This is a genomic window from Pseudomonas tumuqii (assembly GCF_013184545.1).
Taxonomy (GTDB): domain Bacteria; phylum Pseudomonadota; class Gammaproteobacteria; order Pseudomonadales; family Pseudomonadaceae; genus Aquipseudomonas; species Aquipseudomonas tumuqii.
This window is the reverse complement of record NZ_JAAOJA010000001.1, coordinates 507310-520990: the sequence shown is the minus strand read 5'-3', so window position 1 is coordinate 520990 and position 13681 is coordinate 507310. Positions and strand designations below refer to the sequence as shown.

9 protein-coding genes and 1 pseudogene are annotated in these 13681 nt (G+C 67.9%); 5 read left to right on the top strand and 5 right to left on the bottom strand.

Features of this window, described 5'->3' with window-relative positions; genetic code table 11:
* The first annotated feature begins 32 nt into the window (after positions 1-32).
* From G9C89_RS02270 to G9C89_RS02250, 5 genes are all read left to right on the top strand, one after another.
* Positions 33-1643: an ABC transporter substrate-binding protein gene (locus tag G9C89_RS02270; protein WP_172143980.1), complete on the top strand. Its 1611-nt coding sequence runs from the start codon at positions 33-35 to the stop codon at positions 1641-1643.
* 137 nt (positions 1644-1780) lie between these two features.
* Positions 1781-2791, top strand: a complete 1011-nt coding sequence (locus tag G9C89_RS02265; RefSeq protein WP_172143978.1) for an ABC transporter permease subunit — start codon at positions 1781-1783, stop codon at positions 2789-2791.
* Positions 2792-3007: 216 nt separating this feature from the next.
* Positions 3008-3913 (top strand): ABC transporter permease subunit, encoded by a 906-nt coding sequence (locus G9C89_RS02260; protein WP_172143976.1) that lies wholly within the window; start codon positions 3008-3010, stop codon positions 3911-3913.
* Between the two features lie 133 nt (positions 3914-4046).
* Positions 4047-5015 (top strand): ABC transporter ATP-binding protein, encoded by a 969-nt coding sequence (locus G9C89_RS02255; RefSeq protein ID WP_172143974.1) that lies wholly within the window; start codon positions 4047-4049, stop codon positions 5013-5015.
* The gene (locus G9C89_RS02250; RefSeq protein WP_172143972.1) at positions 5015-6004 is read left to right on the top strand and encodes a peptide ABC transporter ATP-binding protein; all 990 of its coding nucleotides are present in this window, start codon (positions 5015-5017) and stop codon (positions 6002-6004) included. Before G9C89_RS02255 ends, G9C89_RS02250 begins: the two co-directional genes overlap by 1 nt.
* Positions 6005-6299: 295 nt before the next feature.
* On the opposite strand, the gene G9C89_RS02245 is transcribed toward G9C89_RS02250, so the two are convergent.
* From G9C89_RS02245 to G9C89_RS02225, 5 genes and pseudogenes are all read right to left on the bottom strand, one after another.
* Positions 6300-7220 (bottom strand): 5-oxoprolinase subunit C family protein, encoded by a 921-nt coding sequence (locus tag G9C89_RS02245; RefSeq protein ID WP_172143970.1) that lies wholly within the window; start codon positions 7218-7220, stop codon positions 6300-6302.
* Entirely contained in the window at positions 7217-7894 is a 678-nt protein-coding gene (gene pxpB / locus G9C89_RS02240; protein WP_172143968.1) for a 5-oxoprolinase subunit PxpB, read from the bottom strand. Before pxpB ends, G9C89_RS02245 begins: the two co-directional genes overlap by 4 nt.
* Positions 7891-8637, bottom strand: a complete 747-nt coding sequence (locus G9C89_RS02235) for a 5-oxoprolinase subunit PxpA (RefSeq protein WP_172143958.1) — start codon at positions 8635-8637, stop codon at positions 7891-7893. Before G9C89_RS02235 ends, pxpB begins: the two co-directional genes overlap by 4 nt.
* A gap of 97 nt (positions 8638-8734) precedes the next feature.
* Positions 8735-11262, bottom strand: a pseudogene (locus G9C89_RS02230) (PepSY domain-containing protein).
* Between the two features lie 63 nt (positions 11263-11325).
* Positions 11326-13443, bottom strand: coding sequence for a TonB-dependent receptor (locus G9C89_RS02225; RefSeq protein WP_172143956.1), 2118 nt, complete (start codon positions 13441-13443; stop codon positions 11326-11328).
* Positions 13444-13681: the final 238 nt, after the last annotated feature.

Here is a 13681-nt window from a genome sequence, read left to right as displayed (position 1 = left end):
ATTCGCACCGCCGTAGTTTGGGAACAGCGAAGATGTCCAATGCCCTGCGTCCGTTTCTCCGCCTGCTGCTCTGTGGCGCCCTTGCCGCGGCCAGCCAGGCTTATGCCGCCGGCGCCAGCCTGGTGGTGTGCACCGAGGCCAGCCCGGAAGGTTTCGACATCGTCCAGTACACCGCGGCGACCACCGCCGATGCCACGGCGGAAACCGTCTTCGAGCGCCTGATCGGCTTCGCCCCCGGCAGCACCGAGCTGATCCCCGCGCTGGCCGAGCGCTGGCAGGTCAGCGCCGATGGCCTCAGTTACACCCTGCAGCTGCGTCAGGGGGTCAAGTTCCACCGCACCGCCTGGTTCGCCCCGAGCCGCGAGCTGAATGCCGACGACGTGCTCTGGAGCTTTCAGCGCCAACTCGACCCGCAGCACCCCTGGCACAAGCTGTCCGTGCGCGGCTTCCCCTATGCCGAAGCCATGGCCATGGCGCACCTGATCGAACGCATCGACAAGCTCGACGAGCACCGCGTGCGCTTCGTCCTCAAGCACCCCGAGGCGCCCTTCCTGGCCAATCTGGCCATGGGCTTCGCCTCGGTCTATTCCGCCGAGTACGCCGGGCAACTGCTCGCCCAGGGCAAGAGCGAACAGCTCAACCGCCTGCCGGTCGGCACCGGACCCTTCGTCTTCGAACGCTACGCCAAGGACGCCCAGGTGCGTTTTCGCGGCAACCCGGACCACTGGGCCGGCGTGCCGGCGCTCGAGCGGCTGATCTTCGCCATTACCCCCGAGCCCAATGTGCGCCAGCAGCGGCTCAAGGCCGGCGACTGCCAGATCGCCCTGTACCCGCGCCCGGTGGATATTCCCGCGCTCAAGGCCGACCCGGCATTGCAGGTGCTGGAGCTGGATTCGCTGCTGGTCGCCTATATCGGCATCAACACCCGCCACCCGCCGCTGGACGACGTGCGCGTGCGCCAGGCGCTCAACCTGGCCTTCGATAAAAGCGCCTACATCCGCGCACAATATGGCGCAGGTGGCGCCAGCCCGGCCGTGGCGCCCTACCCGCCGACGCTCTGGGGCCACGATCCCGAGCTGTCCGGCTGGCCCCATGATGTCGCGCGGGCCAGGCAGTTGCTGGCCGAGGCCGGGCATGCCGACGGCTTCGAGCTGTCGATCTGGACCCGCCCCGGCGGCGGCCCGACCAATCCCAACCCGGGTATCGGCGCGCAGATGCTCCAGGCCGATCTCGCCACCATCGGCATCCAGGCCGAGATCCGCATGTTCGAGTGGGGCGAGCTGATCAAGCGGGCGAAGAACGGCGAGCACGACCTGGTGTTCATGGGCTGGGCCGGCGACAACGGCGACCCGGACAACTTCCTCACGCCCAACCTGTCCTGCGCCGCCGCCGAATCCGGCGAGAACCAGGCCGGCTGGTGCCACGCCGAATTCGACGTCCTGATCGCCCAGGCCCGCCAGGTGCCAGACCAGGCGCAACGGGCCGCGCTGTATCGTCAGGCCCTGGCGATCTTCCATGAGCAGGCACCCTGGATCCCCCTGGCCCACCCCAAACAATTCAGCGCCCTGCGCCGGAACGTGCAGGGTTTCGTCCTCAGCCCCATGGGCTCGAACAATTTCTCTAAAGTGAAATTTGACCCGTAGGAGCGGGCCATGCCCGCGAACAACTATCGCGGGCATGGCCCGCTCCTACGCCGTCATTGATGAATGTCTGCCCAGAAAAACAGCGCCGGGCCACGCAGCCCGGTGCACCGAGCCAACCGTTGGAGTGCCTATAACTCATGTTGTCTTTTATCGCCAGACGTCTGGGGCTGCTGATCCCCACCTTTTTCGGCGTCACCCTGCTGACTTTCGCCCTGATCCGCATGATCCCCGGCGACCCGGTGGAGGTGATGATGGGCGAGCGCCGGGTCGACCCGGTCATGCACGCCGAGGCCATGGAGCGCCTGGGCCTGAACAAGCCGCTGTACGCCCAGTACCTCGACTACATCGGCCAACTGGCCCAGGGCGACCTCGGCCAGTCGCTGCGCACCCGCGAAAGCGTGTGGAGCGAATTTCTCACCCTGTTCCCGGCGACCGTCGAGCTGGCCCTCGCCGCCCTGCTGTTCGCCGGCAGCCTGGGCCTGATCGCCGGGGTGGTGGCCGCGCTCAAGCGCGGCTCGCTGTTCGACCACGGGGTGATGGGCATTTCGCTGGCAGGCTACTCCATGCCGATCTTCTGGTGGGGTCTGCTGCTGATCATGTTCTTCTCGGTGTGGCTGGGCTGGACCCCGGTGTCCGGGCGCATCGACCTGCTCTACGACATCCAGCCGGTGACCGGCTTCATGCTGATCGACAGCCTGCTCAGCGGGGAGGAAGGCGCCTTCGTCGACGCCCTGCGCCACCTGATCCTGCCGGCCATCGTGCTCGGCACCATTCCGCTGGCGGTGATCGCCCGCATGACCCGCTCGGCGATGCTCGAAGTGCTACGCGAAGACTACGTACGCACCGCCCGCGCCAAGGGCCTGTCGCCGGCGCGGGTGGTGTTCGTGCATGGCCTGCGCAACGCGCTGATCCCGGTGCTGACGGTGTTCGGCCTGCAGGTCGGCGCCCTGCTGGCCGGCGCGGTGCTGACCGAGACCATCTTCTCCTGGCCGGGCATCGGCAAATGGTTGATCGAGTCGATCGGCGCCCGCGACTACCCGGTGGTGCAGAACGGCATCCTGCTGATCGCCTGCCTGGTGATCCTGGTCAACTTCGTGGTGGACATCCTCTACGGCCTGGCCAACCCCCGCATTCGCCACCAGCGCTGAGGAAATCTCCATGCATAGCCCCGCACAACACCCCGTAGGGTGGATGACGCCTCACCCATCCACCATCGCATCACACCATCGGTGGATGAAAAGAACGTCATCCACCGGGTGGCCGTCCACCACCACGCGGCACTCATGGTGGATGAAAAAGGCGTCATCCACCCTACGGGGCGCAAGCCACGAGATATGTGAACGACCTAACGGGGAGGCGCGCCCATGACCGCGACCACCACTCCGCTCGACCAAGCCCTGCTCTATCCCTCGCCGCTGAAGGAATTCTGGCAGGCCTTCGCTCATAACAAGGGCGCGGTCGCCGGCATGCTGTTCATGGTCTTGCTGGTGTTCTGTGCGCTGTTCGCCCCCTGGCTGGCGCCGTTCGATCCCAGCGAGCAATTCCGCGAGTTCATGCTGACCCCGCCGGCCTGGCTGGAGGGCGGCCAGTGGCAGTTCCTCCTGGGTACCGACGAGCTGGGCCGCGACCTGCTCTCGCGGCTGATTCACGGCGCGCGCCTGTCGCTGCTGATCGGCTTGGCCTCGGTCGTGCTGTCGCTGCTCCCCGGCATCCTGCTCGGCCTCATCGCCGGCTTCTTTCCGCGCCTGCTCGGCCCCTCGATCATGCGCCTGATGGACATCATGCTGGCGCTGCCGTCCTTGCTGCTGGCGGTGGCCATCGTCGCCATCCTCGGCCCTGGCCTGATCAACACCATCTTCGCCATCGCCATCGTCTCGCTGCCGTCCTACGTGCGCCTGACCCGCGCCGCGGTGCTCGGCGAACTGAACCGCGACTACGTCACCGCCGCACGGCTGGCCGGCGCCAGCCTGCCGCGCCTGATGCTGGTCACGGTGCTGCCCAACTGCATGGCGCCGCTGATCGTGCAGGCCACCCTGAGCTTTTCCTCGGCGATCCTCGACGCCGCCGCCCTGGGCTTCCTCGGCCTCGGCGTGCAACCGCCGACGCCGGAGTGGGGCACCATGCTGGCCTCGGCGCGCGACTACATCGAGCGCGCCTGGTGGGTGGTCACCCTGCCCGGCCTGACCATCCTGCTCAGCGTGCTGGCAATCAACCTGATGGGCGACGGGCTGCGCGATGCGCTCGACCCGAAACTGAAGAATGCCGTGTGAGGAGGCCCCGCATGCACAACGACCCGTTGGTGCGCACGGCGCACCCTACCCTGACTGGGGCGTCCCCGATAACCCGTAGGGTGACGCGGGGCCGCCCAGGCCGCGCGCACCACGCGCTAGTGGAGCTCCGCCCATGAAGCTGCTCGACATCAAGAACCTCAGCGTGCGCTTCGGCGACGCCAACGCCGTGCCGGTAGTCGATGGCCTCGACCTCAGCGTCGACAAGGGCGAGGTGCTGGCCATCGTCGGCGAGTCCGGCTCGGGCAAATCGGTGACCATGCTGGCGCTGATGGGCCTGATCGACCCACCCGGCGTGGTCAGCGCCGACAACCTGCAGTTCGACGGCACCGACATGCTGCGCCTCAAGGGCCGCCAGCGCCGGCGCATCGTCGGCAAGGACCTGGCGATGATCTTCCAGGACCCGATGACCGCCCTCAACCCCAGCTACACCGTGGGTTTCCAGATCGAGGAAGTCCTCCGCCAGCACCTTCAGCTGTCGGCCAAGGCGGCTCGCCGCCGCGCCCTGCAACTGCTCGAACGGGTCGAGATCCCCGCCGCCGAGAGTCGCCTCGACGCCTACCCGCACCAGCTCTCCGGCGGCATGAGCCAGCGCGTGGCGATCGCCATGGCGATCGCCGCCGAGCCCAAGCTGCTGATTGCCGACGAACCGACCACCGCGCTGGATGTGACCATCCAGGCGCAGATCATGGAGCTGCTGCTCGACCTGCAACGCGAGCAGGATATGGGCCTGGTGCTGATCACCCACGACCTCGCCGTGGTCGCCGAGACCGCCCAGCGGGTCTGCGTGATGTACGCCGGCCAGGCGGTCGAAGTCGGCGTAGTGCCCGGCCTGTTCGATGCCCCGGCACACCCCTACACCGAGGCGCTGCTCAAGGCGATTCCCGAACACAGCCTGGGCGCCCGGCGCCTGGCCACCCTGCCCGGCATCGTCCCCGGACGCTTCGACCGCCCACACGGTTGCCTGCTCGCGCCGCGCTGTCCCTACGCGCAAAGCAACTGCCAGGCGCAGCGGCCGACGCTGGACCCGCAGGTCCGCGGCGCGGTGCGCTGCTTCTATCCATTGAACCAGGAGGTCGCATGATGGCTGACAGAGCGAGCGCCACCAGCGTGCTCAGCGCCCGCGAGCTGACCCGCCACTACGCCGTGTCCCGCGGCCTGTTCAAGCCCCACGCCACGGTGCAGGCCCTCAACGGCGTGTCCTTCGAACTGCAGGCTGGCAAGACCCTGGCCGTGGTCGGCGAATCCGGCTGCGGAAAATCCACCCTGGCGCGCGCCCTGACCCTGATCGAGCAACCCTCCTCCGGCTCGCTGCAGATCGCCGGCCAGGAGGTCACAGGGGCCAGCAAGGCGCAGCGCAAGCAACTGCGCCGCGACGTGCAGATGGTCTTCCAGAACCCCTACGCCTCGCTCAACCCGCGGCAGAAGATCGGCGACCAACTGGCCGAACCGCTGCTGATCAACACGCCGCTTTCCAGCCTCGAACGGCGCGAGCGGGTGCAGGCGATGATGCAGCAGGTCGGCCTGCGCCCCGAGCACTACCAGCGCTACCCGCACATGTTCTCCGGCGGTCAGCGCCAGCGCGTGGCCCTGGCCCGGGCGATGATGCTCAATCCCAAGGTGCTGGTGGCGGACGAACCGACCTCGGCCCTCGACGTGTCGATCCAGGCCCAGGTGCTCAACCTGTTCATGGACCTGCAGGAGCAGTTCAACACCGCCTACGTGTTCATCTCGCACAACCTCTCGGTGGTGCGCCATGTCGCCGACGATGTGCTGGTGATGTACCTCGGCCGCCCGGTCGAAATGGGCGCCAAAGAGCTGATCTACAGCCGCCCGCTGCACCCCTATACCCAGGCGCTGCTGTCGGCGACGCCAACCATCCACCCGGATCCGAGCAAGCCGAAGATCAAGATCGTCGGCGAACTGCCCAATCCGCTGGCGCTGCCCAGCGGCTGCGCCTTCCACCAACGCTGCCCATATGCAACCGAGCGCTGCAGCGTGGAACTACCGCAACTGCGCCTGCTCGATGCGCGCCAGGTGGCTTGCCATCATGCGGAGCGGATCAATGGCTAAGGACGATTTCGCGGCCAATAACTAGGCGTCCCCGCCGCTCCCACAGAGAGCGACAGTCGTAGGTTGGGTTAGCGGCGGCTGCATTTCCGAGCAAGTCACAGATTCGAGGCGCCGCGTAACCCAACAGGGCGTCAGCAGGTACGCCGCAATGATGGGTTATGCCGCGCAGAAAATGCGGTCTTGCCGAGCATCGCCTGGGCGGCTAACCCATCCTACGGTTACTGGCCCCCCCCTGTAGGAGCGGGCCATGCCCGCGAAAACCGGTCGAGGTGTACAGGTCGCGGCAGGGCCAGGATCAGCGCCCAAAGAACCGATAAAACCCGCGCAGCTCGGCCTGGGCCTCGCCGAGGTCGACCGGGCTGAAACGCAGCTCGTGGTGCGCCGGGCACTGGGCCAGGCGGGCCTGGTCGAGCGGGTGCAGCCAGCCGAGGATGGGGTAGCCGCCCATGGTCTGGTGGTCGGCCTGGAGGATGATCGGCCGGCCGTCGGGCGGCACCTGGATCGCCCCGCGGCCGACGCCTTGCGACCACTGTTGCGGCGGTGCCACCAGCGGCTCGCCGAGCAGGCGTGCGCCCATGCGATCGGACTGCGGGCTGAGCTGCCAGCTGCGCTCGAAGAATGCCTGCAGCTGATCGGCCGCGAAACCCGCCGCAGCGCCGCCGCCGATCACCCGCAATTGCGCCGGGGCCCGGTAGTCCGGCTGATAGGGCCAGGGCACGCTGGCCGCGCGCGCCAGGTTGACCGGCCGGCAGGGCAGCAGATCGCCCGCACGCAACGGTCGACCCAAGCCATCGCCGCCGCCCAAGCCTTCACGCAGTTGGGTGCTGACGCTGCCGAGCAGCGACGGCGCACGAAAGCCGCCGGCCACCGCCAGGTAGGCGCGCTGGCCGCTGCGGGCAAAGCCCAGCTTGAGACGCTGGCCGGCGCGCAGGGGGAAGCGCGACCAGGGCGGCAGCGGCGCGCCGTCGAGCGTCGCCGCGACCTGCGCGCCGGTCAGCGCCAGCCAGGTATCCAGCTCGCTCTCCAGCTCGAGATAACCCAGGGCGACCTCCAGCAGCGGTGTGCCCCAGGGGTTGTCCAGCAGGTGGTTGGCCCAGGCGGCGGCGTGCAGGTCCAGCGGCCCGGCCGGCGACACGCCGAGGTGCTGCCAGCCAAACCGACCGCCATCCTGCAACAGACTCTGCGGCCCCGGCTTGAGTACCCGCAGCCCGCTCATAACGGCCCGCCCTCGGCACGGAAGCTCTGCTCGTCGACAGCCACGAAACGCACCCGGTCACCCACTACCAACGGGCATGGCGGCTCACGCTGGACATCGAACAGGCGCCGGGGACACAGGCCGAGCAGATGCCAGCCACCGGGCGAGGCCTGCGGATAGACCGCGGTCTGCCGCTCGACGATGGCCAGGCTGCCGGCCGGCACCCGTGTGCGCGGCGTGCTGCGGCGCGGCAGGGCCAGGCGCTCATGCAGGTCGCCCAGGTAGGCGAAGCCCGGGGCGAAACCGATGGCGCCGACCCGGTACTCGGTAGAACTGTGCAGCTCGATCACCTGCTCGACGCTCAGCCGGCACAGGCGCGCCACCTCGGCCAGGTCGGCGCCGGCATACCAGATCGGGATCTGATGCAGACGTCCGCCCTCGGCCGGCAAGGGCTCGGCGAGCCAGCGCGGCAGCAATGGACTCAGGCGTTCGGCCAGTTGCCGGTGATCGGTGCGGGTCAGGTCGTAATGCAACAGCAGGCCGGTCCAGCTCGGCACCAGATCACGCAGCAACGGCCCCAGTTCGGCACGAATGCGCTCTGCCAGCAGCGCGATGCGCAACGGCAACTGCGCATCGGGCTGCTCGGCCAGCACCAGCAGGAGCGCTTCGGCGCCGGCCGGCTCGAAGCGCATCATGAGGCGTCCAGCAGCGCCCGCAAGCGCCGCAGCACGGCCAGCGATTCGGCGTTGTCGCCATGCACGCAGAGGCTGTCGGCACAGAGTTGCAGCGGTTTGCCATCGATATCGGCAAAGGCCTCGCCCTGGGCGATGGCCAGGCCCTGGTCGAGGATCCGCTGCGGATCGCGGTGCAGCGCATCGGCCAGGCGCCGTGGCGCCAGCTGGCCGTCGGCCAGGTAGGCACGGTCGGCGAAGGCCTCGAAGATCAGCGGCACGTCGGCGGCATCGGCAAACTCCAGCTCACGGCGATTGTCCAGCAGGGCCAGGACCATCAGCGGCAAGCCCTTGCGGTAGCTGGCACAGGCATCCAGCACCGCCGCGAGCAGGGCATCGTCGCGCACCAGGTCGTGGTACAAGGCTCCATGCGGCTTGACGTAGGCCAACTGGGTGCCGGCGGCGCGGCAGAAGGCATCCAGCGCACCGATCTGATAGAGCACCTGGGCGGTGACCTCCTCCGGCGAGCAGGCCAGATGGCGGCGGCCGAAGCCGACCAGGTCGGGATAGGCGGGATGCGCACCGATGCTCACCCCATGCTGCACCGCCAGGGCGACGGTGCGTTGCATGGTCAGCGGGTCGGCGGCGTGAAAGCCACAGGCCAGGTTGGCCTGGTCGACCAGGGGCATGGCCAGGGCGTCATCGCCCATGCTCCAGGCGCCGAAGCTCTCGCCCATGTCGCAATTCAGCAGGATTCGTCTGTTCATGAGCACAAGCTTAGAGCCACAGCCAGAGCGGCACCAGTAGCCCGGGTGCAATCCGCGACCACGTTCTCGCCAGCGGCGGATTGCATTGGGCTACGCCTCAATAGACATCCCGTCGATAGCGGCCCTGCCCGCCAGTTCGCCGACCGCCGCCGCGCCCAGCACCTCATGCAGCACCGCGTCCACCCCCGCCGCCATCCCGGCCAGGCTGCCACACACATACACCGCCGCACCCTCGGCCAGCCAGGCGCGCAGCAGCTCGGCGGCTTCGCCCAGGCGCTCCTGCACATAGACCTTGTGCGCCTGGTCGCGGGAAAAGGCCAGGTCCAGGCGCGCCAGCTCGCCGCTGGCCAACCAGCCCTGCAGTTCGTCGCGGCAATAGAAGTCATGGGCCGCGTTGCGCTCGCCGAACAGCAGCCAGTTGCGGGTATGCCCGACGGCGATGCGCGCCTTGAGCAGGCTGCGCAGGCCGGCCAGGCCGCTGCCATTGCCGATCAGGATCAGCGGGCGCTCATCCTCGGGGGCATGGAAGGCGCTGTTGCGGCGCACCCGCGCCAGCAAGTGGCCGTGCAGCGGCGCATGCAAGGTCAGCCAGCCAGAGCCGAGGCCGAGGCTGCCGTCGGCATGCCGCTGCTGGCGCACGATCAGTTCCAGTACGCCATCGCTGGGCAGGGAGGCGATCGAGTATTCGCGCGCCGCCAGTGGCACCAACGCATCCAGCACGGCCTGGGCGTGCAGGCCGAGCAGGTGGGCGAAGCTGTCCGGCAGTTGCCGGGTCGCCAGCGCCTGGTGCAACGATTGCTGCATGCCGTCGAGCTGCACCGGCTGGCTGCCGTCGACGCCATGGGCCTGCAACCAGCTAGCGACCCTGACCTCGCTCTGGCGCGGCAGCACTTCGAGGATGTCGCCGGCGCACCAGTCGGCTGGCTGGCTGGCGTTGAGCCCCAGCAGGAAGGTCGGGGCGCCCTGGCTGCCCGGGTTGAGCAGCTCGCGCCGGTTCAGCGCCCACAGGCCATATGGCTGTGCGGGGCTGCCGAGCGGCTGCGCACCGGTCAGTTCGCCAAGCTGGCGCTGCCAACTGGCCAGTGCGCTGGCGTCGCCGGCATCCACCCGCACCGGCTCGAACAACGTGCGCGCGCCTTGCTGCCCGAGCCAGCCGTGCAGGCGCTCGGCGAAACCGCAGAATTGCGCGTACTGCCGATCGCCGAGGGCGAGCATGGCGTAGCGCAGATGCGCAAGCTCCAGCGCCTGGCCGAGCAGTTTGCGCTCGAAGCCGCGGGCGCTGTCCGGCGCCTCGCCATCGCCGAAGGTGCTGAGCACGAACAGGGCATGTTGCGCTTCGCTCAGAATCTGCCGATCGAGACGCGCCAACGGCTCGACCCGCACGCCATGGCCGGCCGCCTGCAGTTGCCCGGCGGTCTGCCAGGCCAACTGCTCGGCGAAACCGCTCTGGCTGGCGAAGCCGATCAGCCAGTCGCGCGCACCCGCACCCATCGGCAACAGTGCCTTGCGGGCGGCCAGGGCCGTGCGCTTGTTGCGCCGACGATCCAGGTACAGCAACCAGCCGGTAATGGCGAACAGCGGCATGCTCAGGCTGGCCAGCAGCATCAGGATGCGCCCGGGCAGACCGAAGTAGCTGCCGACATGCAGGGCATAGTTGCTGGCCAGCAGCTGATCGCCGAACGCCAGTTGGCGATAGCGCCGGTTGCCGCTCGGCGCGCCGCTTTGCGGGTCCAGCGCCACCTGATTGAGGGCGCGATCATGGGGCGCGTCGGCGAGCAGGTAGAACACCGTGGCCGGCTGACCGGCCGCAGCCGGCAGGCGCAGACTATAGGCGCTAAGCTGCGCCCCGGCGGCTTGCTGCAACCCGGCCCAGAGCGCCGCATGGTTCACCGCAGGCAACGCCTCGCTCGCAGGCTGAGCGCCCCGGCCGCCGCGCACGCGGGTGCCGGCCGGCTCGCTGCCGAGCAGAGCAGTCAGGCCTTCGCGGTACCAGTCGTAGGACCAGTACAGCCCGGTCAGCGCCGCACACAGATAGAACGCCAGGCACCAGGTGCCGGCCACCGCATGCAGATCCCAATTGAACGCGCGGCCGCGCTTGGCCCAGTCCAGGCTCAGCCAGGCGCGCCAGCTCGAGGCCTGGCGCGGCCAACGCAGGTAGAGCCCGGAGAGGCAGAAGAAGATCAGCGCCAGGGTGCTGGCGGCGGTGATCTGCTTGCCGTACTCGCCCATGGCGAGAAAGCGGTGCAGCTCCAGCATCAGCTCGAAGAAGCCCTGCCCGCGCGGCGCGCCGAGCAGCTCGCCGCTATAGGGGTCGAAATAGCGCAATGCTCCTTGGCGTTCGCCCGGCGGTGGGGCGAACATCACCCGACCGGGCGCATCGGCGGCCGCCTCCACATTCAAGCGCACCACCCGCTGCTGGCTGGCCGCCTCGATGCGCGGCAGCAGCACATCCGCCGGCAATACGCCGCCGTCCCGCACCTCGACCCGCAGCACCTCGGGATTGAGCGCGCGCAGCAGTTCGTCCTGGAACGAATAGGCGGCGCCGGTCACGCCCATCAGGGCCAGGACCAGGCCGGCAGTGATGCCGAGCAACCAATGCAGCTGAAAGAGGATTTTCTTCAACATTTTTTCAATCCCGCAGGGTGGTCCGTGTCGGACCACCCACAGACAGGCTGCACAGCTTCCTAATTAGAAGCTGACCTGATAACCCAGGGTGACGGTGCGTCCGCGACCCTTGAACAGCTGGTCGTCGCGCTTGCTGGCGGCCTGGGCGTAGTAGGTCAGGTAGTCCTTGTTCAGCAGGTTCTCGATGCCCAGGCTGGCCTCGCCCACCGGCAGGCGGTAGCCGAGCGAGGCGTCGACCAGGCTGTAGCCGTCGAAATCCAGGTCCGGGTCGTCGAAACCACGGCTAGCGTAATGATTGGCCTGCAGGCGGCTGTTGAGCTTGTCGCTCCAGTTGGCCTGCCAGCTGATGCCGTAGCGATCCGGGGAGATGTTGGCTCCGTCCAGGTCGGTGTCGACCTTGCCATCGCCGTCGGTATCCGAGCGGCCGTTGACCTCGGCATAGGTCGCCTGCAGACGGTGGACAGGGTTGATCTGCCAACCGGCCGTGGCCTCGATGCCGTCGATCTCGGTGCGCTCGCGGCGTACCTGATAGAAGCCGCCGACGTTCTGCAGGCGCGCCCCCAGCTCGGCGTCCGACTCGAAGTAGCTGACTTCGGCATCGAAGGGACCCTGGTTGAAGCGCAGGCCGATCTCGCGGTTGTCGGTGACGATCGGCTGCAGGTCGAGGAAGCTGTCGACGCTCAGGCCCGGCTGGCCGATGCCGCGCAGCACCCGGCCGACGTCCGGCATGCCGAAACCTTCGGAGTAGTTGGCGAACACCTGCGCCCAGTCCGTGGCCTGGAACACCAGGCCGGCGTTGAACAGGGTTTCCTCGAACGTCGGGCTGCCGCCCTCGACGCTGACGCCGCCGGCGGGGGTGGTGGTCGAGGCGATGGTATGGAAGTCGTCGATGTCCAGCCGGGCGAACTCGTGGCGCACCCCGGTGTGCAGGGTCAGGCGCTCGCTGGCCTGGATTTCGGCCTGGAAAAAGGGCGCGAAGTTGCGAAAGCGCGTTTCCGGCACCCATTCGCGGTCGGTGGCGATCAGCATCTGGCTGGTGGTGTCTTGCAGTATGTCGAAGCCGCCGGTGAGCCCCAGCAAGCCGTCGAACATGCCCTCACGACCCAGGCTGAACTTGCCGCCATACTTGTCCGATTCGTTCTGCGACTGGTCGAACAGGGTGCCGACCGGGGCAATGGAGGCGTCCTGGAAGGAGGCATGGCTGCCGCCGCCGAAACGCGCGCGAAAGCGCTGGCTATAGAGCTGCGCGGACAGGCGATTGCCGAACAGGTCGTCGTGCTTGTAGCTCAGGCTGGTGGCCAGCACCTCGTTCTGCGGCGCCTCGCCCAGAGGTTGGCCCTTGCGCGAAGTGGCCGGGATGCCAGCTGCGCGGTCGCCAGGCACGTTGACGTACTCGTGCTCGCCTTCCAGTTGGAAGCGATTGACCATCAGTTCGAGATTCTGCTCGCTGTCGAACCAGTAGCCCAGCTTGAGCAGCAGGTCATTGCTGGTCGAATCCATGATATCGCCCTGGGTGTCGTCGACGCCGATCAGCTCGCCGTCGGCGTCGTAGAACATGCCACGGGTCTGCCAACTGAGCGCAGCCAGGTAGTCCCAACTGCCCTGATTGCCTTCGACGCGGTAATCCAGCTTGTAGCCCAGCCCCTCGGAGTCATAGTCGGTCGGTCCATTCAGGCTGACCCCGGCGTGCTGCTTGAAGGTGCCGCCTGCGGGGCGGCGGGTGACGTAGTTGATGATCCCGCCGGTGGCGCCCAGGCCATGCTCGGCGCTGGCACCATGGATCACCTCGATGCGCTCGACCATCGCCAGATCGATGGTGTAGCCGTCGCGGGCGCTGTCGCGCAGCGGCGTCGACTGCGGCACACCATCGATCAGCACCAGGGCCGAACGGCCACGGAAGGTCTCGCCGGAGCTGGTCATCTTCTGCCGGCTCGGCGAGTAGGACGGAATCAGGTTGCTGAGCACCTGGCCATGGTCGGAGGTGATCGCCAGCTGCTGCTCGATCTGCTCGCGACTGATCACCGTAATCTTCTGCGGCGTCTTGCCCGCCTCGCTCCTGGCACGGGTGGCGCTGATGGTGACGGCATCCAGCTCAACGGCCTCTTGGGCGAAAGCGGGTAACCCCGGCAGGGCCAGGCAGGCCAATGAAATAGAGAGCTGGAGGCGGGAGCGACAGAACACGGGACAGACTCCTTTGTGGGCGAGGTGAAAACCAAAGGGTCGGCAAGATACATCATCTGATAATCGTTTGCATTACGATTGTTAAAATGCACGAAGTGGCCGCCGCCGACACGCACCCGCCCCCCCCGGCGCAACTTGCGCCAGGAAGATTCAGCGAGAACGCACAGCACGGCCACAAGGGCCAATGCCTCCGGATTGCCCGGAGCTGGTGCGCAAAAAAATGCCGCTCACTTGCGCC

Excerpts from the sequence above, each read along its gene's own strand:
- G9C89_RS02270 (WP_172143980.1), top strand. The coding sequence starts at position 33 with ATGTCCAATGCCCTGCGTCCGTTTCTCCGCCTGCTGCTCTGTGGCGCC.
- G9C89_RS02265 (WP_172143978.1), top strand. The coding sequence starts at position 1,781 with ATGTTGTCTTTTATCGCCAGACGTCTGGGGCTGCTGATCCCCACCTTT.
- G9C89_RS02260 (WP_172143976.1), top strand. The coding sequence starts at position 3,008 with ATGACCGCGACCACCACTCCGCTCGACCAAGCCCTGCTCTATCCCTCG.
- G9C89_RS02255 (WP_172143974.1), top strand. The coding sequence starts at position 4,047 with ATGAAGCTGCTCGACATCAAGAACCTCAGCGTGCGCTTCGGCGACGCC.
- G9C89_RS02250 (WP_172143972.1), top strand. The coding sequence starts at position 5,015 with ATGGCTGACAGAGCGAGCGCCACCAGCGTGCTCAGCGCCCGCGAGCTG.
- G9C89_RS02245 (WP_172143970.1), bottom strand. The coding sequence starts at position 7,220 with ATGAGCGGGCTGCGGGTACTCAAGCCGGGGCCGCAGAGTCTGTTGCAG.
- pxpB (WP_172143968.1), bottom strand. The coding sequence starts at position 7,894 with ATGATGCGCTTCGAGCCGGCCGGCGCCGAAGCGCTCCTGCTGGTGCTG.
- G9C89_RS02235 (WP_172143958.1), bottom strand. The coding sequence starts at position 8,637 with ATGAACAGACGAATCCTGCTGAATTGCGACATGGGCGAGAGCTTCGGC.